Genomic DNA, 17,228 nt, shown 5'->3' with positions numbered 1-17,228 from the left:
GCTGGCATTGAACCATTTGAAGGTTGTGTCCTTGTCACGCGCCAAGACAGGGGCCGTTTAACAATCCAGTACCCCCGGCCCTACCCCGACACCAGCAGCAGTAAATCCATGCCGAGCGCAAAACCAAGCTCAGTCAATCCTCTACAACCCGTGCCCCCCGACAGCACTAGGGTTTCGGCGGCAGGGACAGGTTCAGACATAGGAATTAAGCAGTCAGGGAGGCCTGTCCTCTCCTGCGCGGAAAGACCCATTTTCTGTTCGCCGGGCTACGCTGCCCATCCCTACGGCAACGCCACACCCTTAGGCGTCACCACATACGCCAGGCCGCCACTGTGGGTCAGCCACAGTTTTTCAAAGGCAGCGCGGGGGTAGGTGCGGCGCACACCCGCATCGGTGGGGGCGGCGGGGTCATTCAGCACCGGGTTGCCCTGGGCGTCAAACCCCACGAGCACCATCAGGTGCCCGCTGCTGGTGGGCAGGGCGGCGCCGGGCAACTTGCCGGCGCCCCAGCCCAGGCTGACGGCCAGCGGCACCCCCATCGCCACGAAGCGCTCGGCCTGGGCCAGGTTGGGCAGACGTGTGACGAACGCGCGCAGGCCAAAGCTGCCGGCGTAGGCGGTGTTAAAGGGCCAGTTGCCGGTGCCGTCGTAGGCGCGGTCAAAGGTGGCCGCCGCCGCCTGGGGGACCGTGACCTGAATGCCGTGGTGCGCCAGAAGCATGCTGACGCTGGTAGGGCTGCACCAGACCTCGCCGCCATTTGGGTACAGCATCTGCGAGCGCGCCGGCACGTTCAGCACCTTGCCCCAGAGGGCGCGGTCGCCGGGCGTCCCCAGCCCCGAGGCCCGCCGCGCCCGGTCCGAGGTGTTGAAGGCCAGGAGGCTGACCCCAGTGCCCGCACCCCGCAGGGTCACCCGGTACTGAAAAGCGGCCGCCTTGCCCCTGAGCCGCAGAGTATCGGTCAGCATCTGGCCAGCGGCGTCCTGCTGGCCGCCTAGGCTACTGCGGTCGCCCGCGCTGCTCCAGGTGCCAAAGCTAAAGTAGCGCGTCCAGGTGTTCCCCATCCGCGCCCGCACCTCCAAGCTGACGCTGCCGCGCCCAGGGGTTACGGCGTTCCATGAGGGCACGAGTTCGTCAAAGGCAGGAGCAGGCAGCGGCGCCGACGTATACGTGCCACTGGTGGCCCCAGGGCTGACCTGAAGGCCGCCTGGACTGAGCGTGACCCCGCGCGCCTCACCGGCGGCCCAGTCGGCGGGGCGTTCGTGAATCAGGGTGGTGGACGCAGGATAGGTCATGGTCAGGGCCTCCGCGCTGCCCAGGCACAGCAGAGGCGCTGCCAGAAACAGGGTTAGAAATGGTCGCATGGTGCTGCGCGCATGATGCCGCGCCGGGTGAGGCGGGAGATGAGGGCGGACAGCCCGACCACAGCGTCTGGCCAACGGCGCTTGGGCCAGACTCCAGAGGCACCTGCGGTGATGGCGCAGCGTGACTCTGAACTGGGCGAAACAGGTCGTGGTGTCCAGAGCACAGTAAAGCTGATGTGGAAGGCACCCTGAACTCCTCCCAACGCCCTCACCGCAGAACCCAGAGCGGTTAAGGGAAGAAACCTCAACTACTCTGGGGCGAACGAAGTGGGTCTCTGCACAACAGCGGCAAAAATGGGGGTATTAAAAACGCCCCTCAAGGGAGCTGACCGCCCCAGTCACGCCAGAGACAGCGCCACGTCGTCCAGCCAGGCCAGGGTCTTTTGCATGCCCGTTTCCATGCCGGAATGCAGGTGGGCGTCGCGGTCCGCTTGCGCCGCGTGCTGCACGAGGATGGTCAGGCGGGTGCCGTTGCCATGCGGCGCAAAAGTCACGGTGTTCAGCGCCCCTTCACTGTCCGGCATCCCCTCGTAGATCTCGGTAGCCACCAACCGGGTTTCCGGCACAATTTCGCGGTAGACGCCATGAAAGCCAACCTCCTGGCCACCCGCCGTCACCATCACGTAGCGCCAGCGGCCACCCACCCGCAGGTCAATCTCGGCGTGGGTGGTCTGGCCCATGTCGGCACTCCACCAGCGGCGCACCAGGTCTGGCGTCGTCCAGGCGCGGTAGACCAGGGCCGGTGGGGCCGCAAAGTCGCGGGTGATGAGAATGTCAGTGGTTGAAGGCATGGTGACTTCGGCACGGGTCTCGGGGGCGCGGCGTTCAGGCAGGGTCGTCATGGTCTTCTTCCTCCGTCAGAGTGGCAAGAACGGCGTCCAGACGGTCCAGGCGCTCAGACCACAGCGCGGCGTAAGCCTGCACCCAGTCGTGCAGGGGGCGCAGCGCCGGGCCATGCACGCGGTAGAGCCGCCGCACGCCGTCGTCCCGGACGCGAACGGCGTCCACGTCCCGCAGCACCTTCAGGTGCTTGGAGACCAGCGGTTGCGACAGCCCCAGCGCCTGCGCCAGCTCACCCACAGAGCGCTCGCCGCTGGCCAGCAGGTCCAGCAGCTGCCGCCGCCGGGGTTCAGCCACGGCACTGAACACATCGCTGTCAGCAGTAGCTCGGGGCATAGGCCATTATATAACTATATAGTTATATAAGCAAGCACCCGAGAAGAGGGTGAGCTGGACCCTCCTTACCCGCTGCCCTGGAGAAACAGCAGCGCCTCGGGCAGCGCCTCGCGCCAGGTCACCCAGTTGTGACCGCTGGGGTATTCGCGGTACTGGTGGGCCACCCCGTCCTCGGCCAGCAGGGCGGCCATGCGGCGGTTGGGCCCGGTCAGCCACTCCAGCACCCCGGTGTCCAGGCTGACGCTGAGGTGGGTGGGCGGCGCCCCCCGCAGGATGTCCAGCAACCACTCGCCCGCGCCCACCGTGTCAATCACGCCTTCCCGCATGGCCCCTGGCCGGGCGATGAACGCCCCGCTGTGACTGGACACCCGCGAAAACAGCTCCGGGTGCTGCGCGCCCAGAAACAGGCTGGTCAGCCCGCCTAGGCTGGCGCCCCACAGCCCGCGCACCGAGGGGGTCAGCAGCTTTCCCTCTACGCGCGGCATGACCTCTTCGGTCAGGAAATCCAGGTAGCGGGCGTTGACGTAATACTCCTCGTTGCGGTCGCCCGGTTCTACGAACACGAAGGCAGCCGGCGCGGTCAGCCCTGCTTCCAGGGCGCGGTCGGCCACGTCGCCTAGCTTGCCGGTGCGGTAAAACGCCACCCCGTCCTGCACGTAATACACCGGCAGCGCGGTACCAGGCTGGTGCCCATGTGGGGTGTATACGATGGCCCGGCGGGTGCCGGGAAACACCTCCCCTTCCCAGGTCAGGCGGTGGGCGGTGCCCCTGAGGCGCGCTTCGGGGGCCAGCCACAGTGGATGCCGCGCGTAAGCGCCCACCACCGCCGCGCGCGGGTAGGGCCACCAGGGGTTCAGGGACTTTTGAGGGTTATCGGGGTCGGCAAAAGCCTCGCCCGCCGCATTGACCCAGGCATATTCCACCCAGGCCCCGCGCGGGAGCCGCAGCGTTACGGGCTGCCCGCCCACCACGGGCAGCGGGTCGCGCTTGCGCCAGTCGGTCATGTCACCAATCAGGCCCACCGCACCTTCTGGGGGCGTAAACGTTACATTCTGTCCCTGCACCGAAACCGCCATAGGGGCGATTGTAGGGGCCAGCGGGGCTGCCCGGCAGTCTCTACCAGAGTGCCGACTCAAAACTCCAGGGCCATCAGCCTGGCGCAGCGATGACCCACTCTGTTCCTCTGGTCTTCAACCTGTGCTCTGGCGGCGCCTCTCCAACTTGCCTTGAACGCCAAGGCGGCCCGGAGCACGAGATCTGGGGTTCACTATCATGACTGTCAGACACAAGGGCTTTCTTGCCCTCCTGCCTCCCCTCCACGCCTGGATTAAAGAGAGGTTCAGGGCCAGCCCTACGGGCGCAGGCGCACAATACCCGCTGGAGGCAAGACACCATGACCAAGAATCTGACCGCCGCTCACAGCGGCACTTTCAAGATTGGCGGCGACCTGAGCGTCAACCGACTGGGCTTTGGGGCGATGCGCGTCACGGGCGAAGGCATCTGGGGCGACCCCAGCGACCTGCAGGGCGCGCTGGAAACCCTGCGCCTGCTGCCCGAACTGGGCGTGAACTTTATTGACACCGCCGACAGTTACGGCCCAGCGGTCAGTGAGGAACTGCTGCGCCAGGCCCTGCACCCCTACGACGAAGTGGTCATTGCTACCAAGGGGGGCCTGACCCGCACTGGACCCAACGCCTGGCACGCGGTGGGCCGCCCCGAGTACCTCAAGCAGCAGGCGCACCTGAGCCGCCGCCGCCTGGGCGTGGAGCGCATTGACCTGTGGCAACTGCACCGCATAGACCCGAAAGTGCCGCGCGACGAGCAGTTTGGCGCCATTCGGGAGCTGATGGACGAGGGCGTCATTCGGCACGCAGGCCTGTCTGAGGTGAGTGTGGAAGAGATTCAGGCGGCGCAGCAGGTCTTTCCGGTGGCCACCGTGCAGAACCTCTACAACCTCGTCAACCGTAAGAGCGAGGACGTGGTGACCTACTGCGCCGCAGAAGGCATCGGCTTTATTCCCTGGTATCCGCTGGCGGCCGGCGGCCTGGCGCGGCCCGGTAGTGTGCTGGCCGAGGTGGCGACGCGCCTCAGCGCCTCCCCCTCGCAGGTGGCGCTGGCCTGGGTGCTGCGCCGCAGTCCCGTGATGCTGCCCATTCCCGGCACCGGCAAAGCCAAGCACCTGCGCGAGAACGTGTCCGCCGCCGAACTGACGCTCTCGGATGAGGATTTTCAGGCGCTGGACGAGGTGGGCCGCCAGGAGTGGGCGAAAGAGGCCTAAGCCAGCAATCACTGAAAGGGCCGCACATAGAGGTGCGGCCCTTTTTCTGGTGAGCGATGCAGTAGACGTAATCAGGGGAAGGAGGCGAGACGCAAGACCCCAGAGCCTCAGCCAGCAGGATTTCTGGCTCCCGTTAGGGCATCATTCTCCAAGTTCATCTTCCTCCTGGCTCCTCTGTGGCAGCAGATCGCTTGTTGAGGACAGCTGAAGCCAAGTGAATGACACGCACCAGGACGACAAATTCAGGCCAAGCCAGGACGACAGAATCAGCAACTTTGTCAGGCATGGCCTTTTTTACGTCTGCCGCCCCACTTGACTGTCGGAAAGAGCCAGAACAGAGCGGTCTGCCCCTTCTTGGCCGATTCTTCTGTCCTCTCGCCTGGACTCCCAGGATTTGCTGAAGGCCGGTAGGGACTTGCTGCACCATCGGCCATAGCCCAGAGGCGCCAGAATGCCCGGCATGATGGCTCCTGTTTTTCTGCGCGCGCTGACCACAGGCACGCCTCCGCATCAGGTGCCCCAGACCCAGGTACAAGCAGCGGCCCGCAGCCTCTTTCCTCGCATGGCGGCACGCCCCGGGCTGCTGGACGTATTCACCAACGCCCAGATCCAGACCCGCAGCCTGGCCCGGCCCCTGGACTGGTATCTGCAGCCCCGCAGTTTTCAGGAGCGCAACGCCGCGTTTGTACAGGAAGCCCGTGCCCTGAGCGTGCGGCTGGCCGGGCAGGCGCTCACAGAAGCCGGGCTGGCCCCAACCGATATAGACGCCGTGGTGTTTGTCAACACCAGCGGGATCAGTGCGCCCAGCCTGGACGCCCACCTGATCGAAGCGCTGGGCCTGAGCCGGCACACCGTTCGGTTACCGGTCTGGGGCCTGGGGTGCGCGGGCGGCGCGGCGGGGCTGGCGCGGGCGGCCGATCTCGTCAGAGCCGGCCACCGGCGTGTCCTGCTGGTCGCAGCCGAGCTGTGCAGCCTGACCCTCCTTCACGGCGATGAATCCAAGAGCAACTTTGTGGGCACGGCGCTATTCTCGGATGGCGCCGCTGCCGCCGTATTGACGGCTGCCGACGTTCCTGGTCCGGCCCCCCTGGCCGAGATATGCGGCGCCTATTCCACCTTGATCGAAGACAGCGAAGACATCATGGGCTGGGATGTGGTGGACGAGGGACTGAAAGTGCGTTTCAGCCGCGATATTCCCACGCTGGTGCGCGGCATGATGCGGGACAATGTTCAGGAGGCGCTCGCGGCCCACGGCTGGACACGGGATGAGGTCGGCACTTTTGTGGTTCACCCTGGCGGCGTCAAGGTCTTGACAGCCTTTGAGGAGGCTTTGGACCTGACCCCTGGCACTCTGGACGACAGCCGTACCGTCCTGCGCGACCACGGCAATATGAGCGGCGCCACCGTACTGTTCGTGCTGGCTGAAACGCTCAAGCGGCGCCCGTCCGGCTCGGCCCTCCTGACTGCGATGGGACCAGGCTTCAGCGCCGAGCATGTGCTGTTGCGCTTTTCAGAGACGTAAAAGGGGGACGACGCCGTTCAGGAGGGGCAAGCTATCTGACTGGCACGCCTCTCTACGGTTCTTGAGCATTGCTCTGAGCAGAAAGAGTCCATCCTCTGCCTCGAACTCTGCTTGCTGTCTCAGGACGGGTAGCTCAATTCGGAAACACCTGAAGCGACCCATGATTTCACTCCATCTGACAAAAAAGGGCCGCTGGCGTCATACCAGCGGCCCTCCTGCTGTCCCGTCTTACATCTGGTCGTCTGGCCTGGCCTTGTCCGGCGTGGTGCCGTCTGAGCTGAGGCCCTCTGTGGCGTCGTCAAACGCCTCCGGGGTGACATCAGTGCCGCCCTGAGCTTCTGGCCGTGGATCGGTGGTGTTGCTCAGCTGCTCGCCCTGCGACACGCCAGCATTCGAGTCTGCGCTGCTGCCTGGTCTGCCTTCGCCCATAGTCCCTTCCCCCTTAACGCCTGATGGTCTGAGGCTGCGCGCCATCCATCTCGCCCGTCACTTCTTTGGGCGTCTGGTCAACCTGCTGAGCGTGGTCTTTCATGCCCTGGTCCTGAATGCCCTTGATGTCGCTCAGGTCATTGGTGTCTTTACTGCCGCCCTCGGGATGGCTGGGGTGAGCCTTATCATCGTGCTGGGTCATAAACACCTCCGGTGAAAGGGTTGGATGTCGCTGGAGCCCCAGCCTAAGACGGGTCCATGAACCGCTGGCCTGGGTCAGCTTCATGCAGGGTTGGCGTTTGCAGGGGCGCTACCCCTTGACCTCTTCAACAAGCCCCAGCACCGCTTTCTTGAGGGTGGCCGCGCTCCGCCCCTCGGCCAGGACCTCGCCCGTTGCGCCGTCCATCACGCGGGCCTGGACGCGAGGGGCCTCTCCACCCGGCTCCAAGACCAGTTCCAGCCGCTGCCCTGGCCCCAGCACCTGCGCGGCATAGGTCAGGCACCACTCGGCCCAGTTGACGGCTTCTGGCTTGGGCGCGCTGGCTTTGGCCTCCTGCTTCTCGCGGTAAGCCTGGGTCTTTTGTTCGGCGTGGGTGCGGGCCACTTCAAAGCGCTGCGGCACACTCAGAGAGTCAAACGGTACCTCGTCGCCGCTGTCGGGGTGATGGACGGTGGTGTCCGGCGCCAGCTTTTTCACCACGCCTGCCATGATGCGCAGTTCGGCGGCAGGCGGGGCGTCCTCCCAGGGAGTCGTTTCGGCGGCGTCCTCGACCAACCGGGCCACCACACGCTGCTGCTCGGGCTCCAGTTCAGTGATGACCCGCGCGGCGGCCTTCATGGCGCGCGCCTGCCGCTCGGTTTGAGGTTGCACACCGATGGGCGCCAGGACGTTGGCGACTTCGGCCGCTTCGATCAGGCGGCCCGCCTGAGGGAGCGAGAAGCCCCAGCGCTCTTGCAGATAGGTTTCAAAGGAATCGTGCGTGGCGCGGTAAAAGGAATTGGCGCGGATGTCAGAAAGAGCCTGGCCCGTGCGCTGAAAGTCACGCAGGCCGTCCCGCACCGTCTGTTCTAGGGCCTTCAGACGGGCTGATTCGTGGGGTTCAAGGGAAAGCGTCATGGCCTCCTAGGGTAGGACACAAGGATATAGTGTTGTCTCTAGAGTAGTGACATGCGGAGGGTGACCGTGCCTGGCCGGGTAACGCCCGCCCACACGCGCGGGACGTATGATGGAGACACCGCCCCGCAGTGGGCAAGGAGGAAACACACTCATGGCGATGAATCTCTTTGGAACGCGCGACGTTCTGACCACGCAAAGCGGCCGGACGCTGTACTTTTACAACCTCAACAAGCTTCAGGAACAAGGTCACGACATCAGCAAGCTGCCGGTGTCCATCAAGGTGCTGCTCGAAAGCGTGCTGCGCGAAGCCAACGACTACGACGTGCGCCGCGAGGACGTGGCGACCGTAGCCGGCTGGAAGCCCGTGAACGAGGAAGTCGAGATTCCCTTTAAGCCGGCCCGCGTCATCCTGCAGGACTTTACCGGCGTGCCCGCCGTGGTGGATCTGGCCGCCATGCGCAGCGCCATGGTCAAGCTGGGCGGCGACCCCAAGAAAATTAACCCCCTAATTCCCGTGGACCTCGTCATTGACCACTCGGTGCAGGTGGACGAGTTCGGCACGGACTTTGCGCTGGCCAACAACATGGCCCTGGAATTCGAGCGTAACCGTGAGCGCTACGAGTTCCTGCGCTGGGGCCAGCAGGCCTTCGACAACTTTGGTGTGGTGCCCCCCGCCAGCGGCATCGTTCACCAGGTCAACCTGGAATACCTGGCCAAGGGCGTGCAGAGCCGCCCCGAATCGGTGGACGGCGACGACGGCGTAGTCGTCTACCCCGACAGCTTGGTGGGCACGGACAGCCACACCACCATGATCAACGGCCTCGGCATCGTGGGCTGGGGTGTGGGCGGCATTGAGGCCGAGGCCGTCATGCTGGGTCAGCCGATCTACATGCTGATGCCCGAAGTCATCGGCTTTAAGATCACGGGCGCTATGCCCGAAGGCGCCACCGCCACCGACCTGGCCCTGCGCGTGACCGAAATGCTGCGCGCCAAGGGTGTGGTGGGCAAGTTCGTGGAGTTCTACGGCGCCGGCCTGAGCAACATGACCCTGCCTGACCGCGCGACCATTGCCAACATGGCCCCCGAATACGGCGCCACCATGGGCTTTTTCCCGGTGGACGACGAGGCGCTGCGCTACCTGCGTCGCACCGGCCGCCTGGAAACGGAAGTCGAACTGGTCGAGCAGTACTACAAGGCCCAGGGCATGTACCGCACCGACGAGACGCCCGACCCCGTCTTCACCGACAACATTGAACTGGACCTGAGCACCATCGTGCCCAGCCTGGCCGGCCCCAAGCGTCCACAGGACCGCGTCAACCTGTCCGACATGCACACCGTCTTTGCCGAGGCGCTGACCGCCCCCGTCAAGGCGCGCGGCTTTGAACTGGGCGACAGCAAACTGGCGGCCCAGGGCACGATTGGCGGCACCGACATCCAGATTGGACACGGCGCGGTGACGCTGGCCTCCATCACCTCCTGCACCAACACCAGCAACCCCAGCGTGCTGATAGCCGCCGGTCTGGTCGCCAAGAAGGCCGTCGAACTGGGCCTGAAGAGCAAGCCCTGGGTCAAGACCAGCCTCGCCCCCGGCAGCCGCGTGGTCACGGAATATCTGGAAGCGGCCGGGCTGCAAAGTTACCTGGACCAGATTGGCTTTAACACCGTGGGGTACGGCTGCATGACCTGCATCGGCAACTCGGGGCCCCTGCCCGAGCCCGTCGTGGAGGCCATCACCGAGGGCGATCTGGTGGTCGCCAGCGTGCTGTCGGGCAACCGCAACTTTGAAGGCCGCGTCAACCCGCACATTAAGGCGAACTACCTCGCCAGCCCTCCCCTGGTCGTGGCCTACGCGCTGGCTGGCACAGTCGTGAACGACATCGTGAATGACCAGATTGGCACGGATCAGAATGGCCAGGCCGTCTACCTGAAAGACATCTGGCCCACCGCCGCCGAGATTCAGACCGTCATGGACAGCGCCATCAACGCCGAGATGTTCAAGAAGGTCTACGACGGTATTGAGAAGAGCAACCAGGACTGGAACGCCATTCCCGTGTCGGAAGGCGCGCTGTACAACTGGAACGCCGACAGCACGTATATCCAGAACCCGCCTTTCTTTGACAACCTGGCAGGTGGCCCCAGCGACATCGTGAGTATTGAAGGCGCCCGCGCGCTGGTGAAGGTGGGCGACAGTGTCACCACCGACCACATCAGCCCCGCCGGGTCCTTTAAGGCCGATACCCCCGCTGGCCGCTTCCTGACCGAGCGCGGCATTGCGCCCAAGGATTTCAACTCCTACGGCAGCCGGCGCGGCAACGACCGCATCATGACGCGCGGCACCTTTGCCAACATTCGCCTGAAGAACCAGCTGGCCCCCGGCACCGAAGGCGGCTTTACTACCGACTACACCACCGGCACCGTCAGCAGCATCTATGACGCCAGTGTCAACTACAAGGCGAGCAACATTCCGCTGGTGATCTTCGCAGGCAAGGACTACGGCATGGGCTCCAGCCGCGACTGGGCCGCCAAGGGCACCTTCCTGCTGGGCGTCAAGGCTGTCATCGCCGAGAGCTTTGAGCGCATCCACCGCTCTAACCTGGTGGGCATGGGCGTGCTGCCCCTGCAGTACAAGAATGGCGAGAGCGCCGAGTCCCTGGGCATCGTGGGCGACGAAACCTTCGATGTGCTGCTGCCCGGCGATCTGAAGCCCCGTCAGGACGTAAGCCTGCGCATTACCAAGGACGGCCAAAGCCGCATCGTCACCGTCCAGTGCCGCATTGACACTCCTGTCGAGATTGACTACTACAAGAACGGCGGCATCCTGCAAACGGTGCTGCGCAGCATCCTGGAACGGAGCAAGAACGAAGTCCAGGCGTAAACGAACAGGTCAAAGGCCCCCTCCTAAGCCAGGAGGGGGTTTTCTATTGGGCATTTGGTGCTGCTCAAGCTTGATAAGAGTTTTGCTGCTCTGGAAACCCAATTCATTCCTTGGGCCGATTCTGAACAGGTAGACGTGAACTTCGAGCTGGACCTTCAGAGTCTGGCGCCGTCATAAATCTCGTCCAGTGAGAGGGTCAGGTCCACGCAAGGGAGCGTGACTTGGCCTCCTCCTTCGGCATATTCCTCGCGCCAGCCCTCAGCCTCTCGCCGGTACAGCCGAACGGCGCGGGCGGCGGTGTCCACCAGCAGGTAGCCCTGCAAGCTGGACAGACTTTGATACGCCCACACCTTTTCCCGCCGGTCAGTGTCTTGCGTGCTTCGGCTGAGCACTTCTGCAATCAGGCAGGGGGCCTGGGCGTACCGGGCATCGCCTGGCAGGTCTTCACAGGTCAGAACGATATCGGGGTAATAATATCGCGTCCCTGACAGGTCGCCCCGCACCCTCATGTCACTGGCATACACCTGGCAGCCTCGCTGGCGGGCCGGACGGTGGAGCGCCACAATGAGGTTGGTGCAAATCAAGCTGTGGTTGCTGGTGGCTCCTGTCTGCGCCGTCTGCGCCGTCAGCCCGTCCTCGCTGTGCAGGGCATAGAGAAATCCATCAACATACTCCCGCTTGAACGGACTGGCCTCCTCCGTTCGCAGATACTCGGCCTCGCTGATTTTTTTCAGGGGCGAATCCGTCACAGGCCCAGTGTACCCAGGGCCGCCCGCGCTATGGTACCGAGATGGGTCGGAAAGAACGGGCGCAGGCAAGCTGGGTTGAGGACGAGCAGACAGAGCCGCAGGACACCTGCGTGCTGTGTGGCCGCGAGGGCGAGATGACCGACCACCACCTGATTCCCAAGTCTCAGGGGCGGCGGCAAGGTGTAAGACTGGGTGAAATCCCTACGGTCAAGATGTGTGCGGCCTGCCAGGGCTTTCTGAGCAAGACTTTCAGCAATGCGGAGCTGGCGAACGAACTGAATACCGTTGAGGCCATCCTGGCGCGCGAGGAAGTGCAGAAGTTTGTCAAATGGGTGCAGAAGCAGCCGCTCAGCCGAGGCGTGCGGGTCCACTAACCACAGGACTCGCGCCCACTACTCACTTGAGTCGTGACGGCCGGCCTGGGGCAGCACGCCCGGCACCCCCCGCACCACGTTTTGCCGCTTGCGAATCACATCCACCAATTCGTAAATCGCAGCGTTGGTCTGATCCTGCTGCTGGGTGGTGGCGGCCAGGCTGGCGAGCAAGGAGGCAAGAGCCGCCGGTAAGGGCACTTCTTCAGAGGGCGCCGGAGCAGACGGCACACCCTCGGGCCGGGCCCGAAGCTCCCGCAACAACTCCTCTAACAAAGGGGCCAGGCCATCACGCAGGGCCTCAGACAGCCCGTCAGAGAGTGAGACGGCGGGCGCCTGCAGGGTCCCCAGCCCCTGCACCCCCTGGGCAATGTCGGCCAATTGCGCCACCAGGCGGGCTCCGGTGTCGGCGTCCTCGCCACCCATCGCCTTGTTCCGCAGAAAGTCAGCCCTGATCTGATCCCAGCGCGCGGCCTGATCGGGGGTCAGGGTGCCGCGCAACTCGGCCAGCTTCAGCAAATTTTCTTCAGCGCCAGTGGTCAGCAGCTGCGCTTCGCCCTGGTAGTGGTCGCTGACCGTCTGGGCCACCTCGGCGTCTGTCATCACGGCGCGCACCTTTTCTGCCAGCTTGTTCATGTTGCGGTAGCTGCCCTGCAACTTGAAAGGCGGCTCGGTACGGTAACGGTCATCCTGCGCGGCGCTGGCGATGTAAGCAGCGTTCACCCGCGCCAGCACGTCCCGCACCGTGATGAGGTGGCGCAGCGTCCCCACCAGCTCCTGCACTTCGGCGGCGCTGTAGGCGTGCGAGAGGTTGTTGGTGCTGACCTCCTTGCCCTGCGCGCGGTCCGCCAGCAGGTACAGGTCGGCCAGGTCGCGGGTGGCGAGGGGCGCCAGCACCGGGTTGCTGGTCAGGCTGTTTTCCAGGTACGACAGGGCAAAAGCGTCCTCCATGCCGCCCAGCACGTCACCCAGGTTGTAGATGTCAGCGCGGTTGGCCAGCATATCGGGGATCTTGAAGACCTCACCGGATTCGGTGTAGGGATTACCGGCCATCACGACGGCAAACTTGCGGCCACGCAGGTCATAGGTTTTCGTCTCGCCCCGCCACACGCCCTCTATGCGGCGGGTGCCATCGGTCAGCGAGATGAACTTTTGCAAAAACTCAGGATGGGTGTGCTGAATGTCGTCCACGTACAGCATGACGTTGCTGCCCATTTCCAGTGCCAGATTCAGCCGCTCCAGTTCCTGCCGACTGCCTGCATCGGGCGCCTGGGCCGGGTCCAATGAACGCACCTCATGGCCCAGGCTGGGGCCATTGACCCGCACGAACACCAGCCCCAGGCGGTGGGCCACGTATTCCATCAGGGTGGTTTTTCCATAGCCAGGCGGCGAAATCAGCATCAGCAGGCCCATCAGGTCGCTGCGTTTGCCCTCGCCCGCCGTGCCCATCTGCTTGGCGAGGTTGTCCCCGATCAGGGGCAGATAGACCTCCTGAATCAGGCGGTTGCGCACGAACGAGGTCAGGGGCCGGGCCTGAAATTCGCTGAGGCGCAGGCGCGCCCGCTCCTGGGCGGCGACCTCCTGCCGCACCGCCCGATACCGCTGAAAACCCGGAACAAATTCGTGACGGTGGGCGTGCAGCCGCGCCAGAAAGTCGTCTGCCGCCAGGGTCAGGGTGCCGGCCTTGATGCGGGGATGCTCGCTCAGGAGGCCCTGCACCTCGGCGGTCAGGGCCACGTCGCGCACCACGGCGGGCAGCGCCTCGCCAAACAGGCGCAGCGCCGCCGCTTCGGGAACAGTGCGGGCGTGGCTTGTCCACCCGGGCGCAGCGGTCAGGGCGCCCAGCCAGTGATTGACCAGCGCCCAGCGGCCGGCCAGGTCAGCCGCCAGTCGGTCCAGCGAGGCCTGAAAGGTGCCGTCCAAGTCAGCTGCGCGCAGGCGGTCGTCGAGGGCAGCGTTCAGGTCGGCGGCGGCGCGGGAAAAGCCCAGGGCCGGCTCAGACTGCGCCAGTTCGTCGCGGAGGTAGTCGGCCGCCTGGGCCACCTGCGCCGGGGTGTGAGGCAGACCGGCCCCGGTCAAGTAGGCATCCACCTCGGCGCCCAGTGTGAGGGCCGCGTCATCCAGCGCCGTGCGGCTGGCCAGCAGGCGGTGCAGGGCGTGGGCATTGGCGAAGCGGGCCTGCCAGTCGGCGTGGCGCTCCGGGACCGCCGCCCAGTAGGCCGCCGCCAGGGCGCGGGCGTGGGGCGGGTGAATCAGCGGGCCGGCCGCCGCCAGCAGTGGCAACAGCGCCCCCAGAATCCGGGCCGCGTCGTGGTCGTGAATGCCCTTCTCGTAGCCCTCGCGGTAGCGCGGCGCCGCAAAGGCAGCCACCGTGCGCGCCCGGTCCTCGGGGCTCTGGGCGCGCAACTGCTCCAGACTCAGCCCTTCCTGGCCTGCCTGCGCCGCCAGCAGCACCTCGCCCGCCAGATATTCGGCCCGGCTGAAGGCGGGCGATTCCGAGGCCAGCGTGACCGGCCAGAACGCGCGGAGTTCGTCCAGCGCCGCACTGCGCAGCGGCTGCAGGTAGTTAGTGCCCGTCAGGTGAACCGCCAGGCCGTCTCCCCGCGGCAGCAGGGTCAGGTCCAGGGGCTGGGTATTCACGCTAAAGCGGTGGCGGCCCAGGCGAATAACGCTCCCACCCGCCTCGAACAGCTCGGTTCGGTCGCGCAGAGCCCGCACCGCCTGGTCACGGGCTGCTTTCAGGCGGGCGTCCAGATCGTCGGCTTTGACGGTGTCTTTCAGGTCGCGCAGGCGGCCGGCCAGGTCGCGCACCTTCAGAATCAGGGGGTCGCCCGCAAAAAAGGCGTTCAGGTCTTCAGGGGTGCCCAGGCGGGCGGTGCGCCCTTCCAGACCCGCCAGAATGCGGCTGGCGGCGTCATGCACACTCTGAGCCCGGCGCTGGCGCTCGTCCAGCAGGGCCTGACGGTGGGTGTCAAAGGCCGACTGCGTGTCCTCGCGCTTACTCAGAATGTCGGGCAGGAAGTCCTCGAACTCGCCAAACTGGCCTTCCAATTCTTCCAGGCTGACAAGCAGGCGGGCCAGCCCTTCTTCAGCCTTTTCGGGCGTGGTGGCCAGGCTCAGGGCGCTGGCGACCGCCTGCCCATACAGGCTGAGCTGCGCGGCAAACTGCGCTGTCCGCTCACCAGCACCCAGGGCCCGGCGCTTGTGCTCGGCCCGTACGCGGGTCTGGTTGACGCGGGCGTACAGGCCAGATATCGCCTCCACCACCCGCGTGCGCTCGGCGGTGTCCTCGACCCTCAGGGTCGTCAGCAGCTCGGAGAGGAGGTCTAGGTCGGCCGCGAGGGTACTCAGGCCGCTCAGGGCACCCGCCAGCGCGCTGGTGGTCTCGGCCGCGTCTGCCTGGGCCACCAGCGTGTCCAGCGCGGCGCCCAGCGGCACCAGCGCCGTCTCGCCGGCCAGGAACGTGCCCGTCGCCTGCCCGGTGCGGGCGTGGGCCTCCTGCACCTCGGCGGCCATCCTGTCCAGGACCGCCGGATCGGCGTAGCGGCGTTCGCGCACAGTCAGCAGGCGCCCGCGCAGGGCCGTCAGGGCGTTCAAAGCGTCCACGTACTCGGCAATCTGGGTCCAGGCGCTGGGGTCCAGGCGGCCCAGCAGGGCGCGGTGCTCGGCCTGTACCTCGGCCAACGCCGCTTCGGTGGCCGCGCGCAGACTCTGCACCTTCTCGAACTCGTCCAGCACCGCCTCGGCCGTGCCCACGATCTCGTGCAGCAGCGTGTGGAGGCCGCCCGTGTGGGCGTCGTTAATCCAGTGATGCCCATCGAAGAGGCGCCGGGTGTCCTGAGTCAGGCGCTCGTAACGCGTGGCGCTGACATTGGGATAATCCAGCTCCTTGACCAGTTCGTACAGATCCGAGATGGCCCGGACCAGTTCAGCGTTGCCCAGCCGGCCCAGAAAGCTGGTGCCCGGTGGGCGGCTGGCCGCGAACACGTCACTGACAAAGGGGGTCTGCCACACCTGCATGGGATGAATGCGGGTGGCCTCGTTCGTTTCGGCGTGAAACAGCACCATGCGCCCGTCGGGCAGCCGCGCCCAGCCGTGCGCGAAGATGGGGGGCTGCACCTCCCGGCGAATCAGGTTGTACACCAGCAGCGCCGACAGGCCACTGTCCTGATCGGTGAAGACATACAGCACGTCCTCGCCGTTGGGCGAACGGACCACGCGGCTCAGGCTCATGCCGGCCATGCCCGCGTCAAAGGCGCGGTGGTCGCCCCCTTGTAGGACGTACCCGCCGGGGAAAATCAGGCCGTGATCTTCGGGCAAACTGACGCAGGCCTGGGCCACCGCGTCGCGGCGCGTGACCTGGCGAGTCAGGGGGTTGTAGATCAGGCCGCGCCAGACCTGTTCGCGGTAAGGCAGCACCCGCAGCAGAATGAGGGACCCCACCTGCGCAAACTCGAAGGTCGCGTCGTCCAGGGACTGGGTGGCGTCCTCGACAGGTTCGCTGTAGATGCCCTGGCCGGTTTCGGTGTTGTTTTCCACCTTGACTGTCAGGTCGCCGCCACTGGTCTCCACAAACAGCGTGTCCAGAATGTTCAGGTGCGGGTGGCGCCCACTAACTTCTAGATCGCGTCCGGCGCGGGTCCAGGCAAAGTCGAAGGGGGCGGGCAGCGTCAGGTCGCGCTCGCCGCGCGCGTCCAGATAAGTGGCACCGCCGCCTGCCTCCAGCGCCCAGCGAAAGACCCGGCGGTCGGTCGCGCGCTCCCCCATCTGAAAGGCCGCCAGCAGCTTGTCGTCCTGCACGGCCAGGGCCAGCAGGCGCGCGTTCTTGTAGTAGGCGTACAGTTCCTCGAAATCACGCACGAAGGCCGGGTCATCTAAAAAGGTGCCAGCCAGGGCCACCGGCTCCACGTCGTACCCGCCGCCCACCTCGACCAGGCGGTACAGACCGAACACGTCGGCCACGCGCGTCTGGGCTTTGAGGCCCAAAAACACGTTGAAGCCGAACAGCAGCCACTCTCCCACCTGCACAATGTCCCGCCCCACACTGTTGTGTTCGGTCTGCACCCGCACGCGCCCCAGCAGGGCCAGGCGACTGTCGCCAAACTCCGCCAGGCGACTGGCATTGAGGGCGTCTGTCAGGGCGCGCAGCCCACTGCTCTGGGTCTGAAGGCGCCGGCGCAGCACCTCGTAAGCGCCGCCCTCGGCAACGGCCTGGTCAATGGTGGGCTGAGCCGAAGGGGCCAGGTCGGTGGGAATGGTGGGCACAGGGGCGCTGGCATCGGTCATGGCAAGAACCTCAAAAGGCAGGGCGGGGAACAGTCCGTCAAGGGGCCAGACCGCTGGGCGGCTG

13 protein-coding genes are annotated in these 17,228 nt (G+C 65.5%); 4 read left to right on the top strand and 9 right to left on the bottom strand.

The window, feature by feature from the left end:
• Positions 1-281: 281 nt before the first annotated feature.
• The 4 genes from K7W42_RS07480 to K7W42_RS07465 form a co-directional block, all read right to left on the bottom strand.
• Positions 282-1,361: a C39 family peptidase gene (locus K7W42_RS07480; RefSeq protein ID WP_224573559.1), complete on the bottom strand. Its 1,080-nt coding sequence runs from the start codon at positions 1,359-1,361 to the stop codon at positions 282-284.
• A gap of 338 nt (positions 1,362-1,699) precedes the next feature.
• Positions 1,700-2,203 (bottom strand): SRPBCC family protein, encoded by a 504-nt coding sequence (locus K7W42_RS07475; RefSeq protein WP_224573557.1) that lies wholly within the window; start codon positions 2,201-2,203, stop codon positions 1,700-1,702.
• Positions 2,187-2,537, bottom strand: a complete 351-nt coding sequence (locus tag K7W42_RS07470; RefSeq protein ID WP_224573556.1) for an ArsR/SmtB family transcription factor — start codon at positions 2,535-2,537, stop codon at positions 2,187-2,189. Before K7W42_RS07470 ends, K7W42_RS07475 begins: the two co-directional genes overlap by 17 nt.
• Positions 2,538-2,602: 65 nt before the next feature.
• Positions 2,603-3,613 (bottom strand): alpha/beta hydrolase, encoded by a 1,011-nt coding sequence (locus K7W42_RS07465; protein WP_224573554.1) that lies wholly within the window; start codon positions 3,611-3,613, stop codon positions 2,603-2,605.
• A gap of 317 nt (positions 3,614-3,930) precedes the next feature.
• Here K7W42_RS07465 and K7W42_RS07460 point away from each other — a divergent pair, with 317 nt between their 5' ends.
• Entirely contained in the window at positions 3,931-4,815 is an 885-nt protein-coding gene (locus K7W42_RS07460) for an aldo/keto reductase (protein WP_224573552.1), read from the top strand.
• Between the two features lie 451 nt (positions 4,816-5,266).
• Positions 5,267-6,337 carry a type III polyketide synthase gene (locus tag K7W42_RS07455; RefSeq protein WP_439648855.1) on the top strand — a complete coding sequence of 357 codons (1,071 nt, stop codon included), beginning with the start codon at positions 5,267-5,269 and terminating at the stop codon, positions 6,335-6,337.
• Positions 6,338-6,565: 228 nt separating this feature from the next.
• Here the strand turns inward: K7W42_RS07455 and K7W42_RS07450 are convergent, their stop codons facing one another.
• The 3 genes from K7W42_RS07450 to K7W42_RS07440 form a co-directional block, all read right to left on the bottom strand.
• Complete coding sequence (locus K7W42_RS07450) at positions 6,566-6,766, bottom strand: hypothetical protein (protein ID WP_224573550.1); 201 nt, start codon at positions 6,764-6,766, stop codon at positions 6,566-6,568.
• 13 nt (positions 6,767-6,779) lie between these two features.
• Positions 6,780-6,968 (bottom strand): hypothetical protein, encoded by a 189-nt coding sequence (locus tag K7W42_RS07445; RefSeq protein ID WP_157457225.1) that lies wholly within the window; start codon positions 6,966-6,968, stop codon positions 6,780-6,782.
• Between the two features lie 108 nt (positions 6,969-7,076).
• On the bottom strand, positions 7,077-7,883 hold the full coding sequence (locus tag K7W42_RS07440; protein WP_224573548.1) for a hypothetical protein: 807 nt from the start codon (positions 7,881-7,883) through the stop codon (positions 7,077-7,079).
• Positions 7,884-8,034: 151 nt separating this feature from the next.
• On the opposite strand from K7W42_RS07440, the gene acnA reads away from it, so the two are divergent.
• Positions 8,035-10,758, top strand: a complete 2,724-nt coding sequence (gene acnA, locus K7W42_RS07435) for an aconitate hydratase AcnA (protein WP_224573546.1) — start codon at positions 8,035-8,037, stop codon at positions 10,756-10,758.
• 155 nt (positions 10,759-10,913) lie between these two features.
• Here acnA and K7W42_RS07430 read toward each other — a convergent pair whose 3' ends face one another.
• The gene (locus K7W42_RS07430) at positions 10,914-11,507 is read right to left on the bottom strand and encodes a Uma2 family endonuclease (protein ID WP_224573544.1); all 594 of its coding nucleotides are present in this window, start codon (positions 11,505-11,507) and stop codon (positions 10,914-10,916) included.
• A 41-nt stretch (positions 11,508-11,548) separates the two neighbouring features.
• On the opposite strand from K7W42_RS07430, the gene K7W42_RS07425 reads away from it, so the two are divergent.
• Entirely contained in the window at positions 11,549-11,881 is a 333-nt protein-coding gene (locus tag K7W42_RS07425) for an HNH endonuclease (protein ID WP_157457229.1), read from the top strand.
• 18 nt (positions 11,882-11,899) lie between these two features.
• On the opposite strand, the gene K7W42_RS07420 is transcribed toward K7W42_RS07425, so the two are convergent.
• Complete coding sequence (locus tag K7W42_RS07420; RefSeq protein WP_224573542.1) at positions 11,900-17,164, bottom strand: DNA repair ATPase; 5,265 nt, start codon at positions 17,162-17,164, stop codon at positions 11,900-11,902.
• Positions 17,165-17,228: the final 64 nt, after the last annotated feature.

This window comes from Deinococcus betulae (genome assembly GCF_020166395.1).
GTDB classification, from domain to species: Bacteria; Deinococcota; Deinococci; order Deinococcales; family Deinococcaceae; genus Deinococcus; species Deinococcus betulae.
This window is presented reverse-complemented; position numbering and strand designations above follow the sequence as displayed.

Excerpts from the sequence above, each read along its gene's own strand:
- K7W42_RS07480 (WP_224573559.1), bottom strand. The coding sequence starts at position 1,361 with ATGCGACCATTTCTAACCCTGTTTCTGGCAGCGCCTCTGCTGTGCCTG.
- K7W42_RS07475 (WP_224573557.1), bottom strand. The coding sequence starts at position 2,203 with ATGACGACCCTGCCTGAACGCCGCGCCCCCGAGACCCGTGCCGAAGTC.
- K7W42_RS07470 (WP_224573556.1), bottom strand. The coding sequence starts at position 2,537 with ATGCCCCGAGCTACTGCTGACAGCGATGTGTTCAGTGCCGTGGCTGAA.
- K7W42_RS07465 (WP_224573554.1), bottom strand. The coding sequence starts at position 3,613 with ATGGCGGTTTCGGTGCAGGGACAGAATGTAACGTTTACGCCCCCAGAA.
- K7W42_RS07460 (WP_224573552.1), top strand. The coding sequence starts at position 3,931 with ATGACCAAGAATCTGACCGCCGCTCACAGCGGCACTTTCAAGATTGGC.
- K7W42_RS07455 (WP_439648855.1), top strand. The coding sequence starts at position 5,267 with ATGCCCGGCATGATGGCTCCTGTTTTTCTGCGCGCGCTGACCACAGGC.
- K7W42_RS07450 (WP_224573550.1), bottom strand. The coding sequence starts at position 6,766 with ATGGGCGAAGGCAGACCAGGCAGCAGCGCAGACTCGAATGCTGGCGTG.
- K7W42_RS07445 (WP_157457225.1), bottom strand. The coding sequence starts at position 6,968 with ATGACCCAGCACGATGATAAGGCTCACCCCAGCCATCCCGAGGGCGGC.
- K7W42_RS07440 (WP_224573548.1), bottom strand. The coding sequence starts at position 7,883 with ATGACGCTTTCCCTTGAACCCCACGAATCAGCCCGTCTGAAGGCCCTA.
- acnA (WP_224573546.1), top strand. The coding sequence starts at position 8,035 with ATGGCGATGAATCTCTTTGGAACGCGCGACGTTCTGACCACGCAAAGC.
- K7W42_RS07425 (WP_157457229.1), top strand. The coding sequence starts at position 11,549 with ATGGGTCGGAAAGAACGGGCGCAGGCAAGCTGGGTTGAGGACGAGCAG.
- K7W42_RS07420 (WP_224573542.1), bottom strand. The coding sequence starts at position 17,164 with ATGACCGATGCCAGCGCCCCTGTGCCCACCATTCCCACCGACCTGGCC.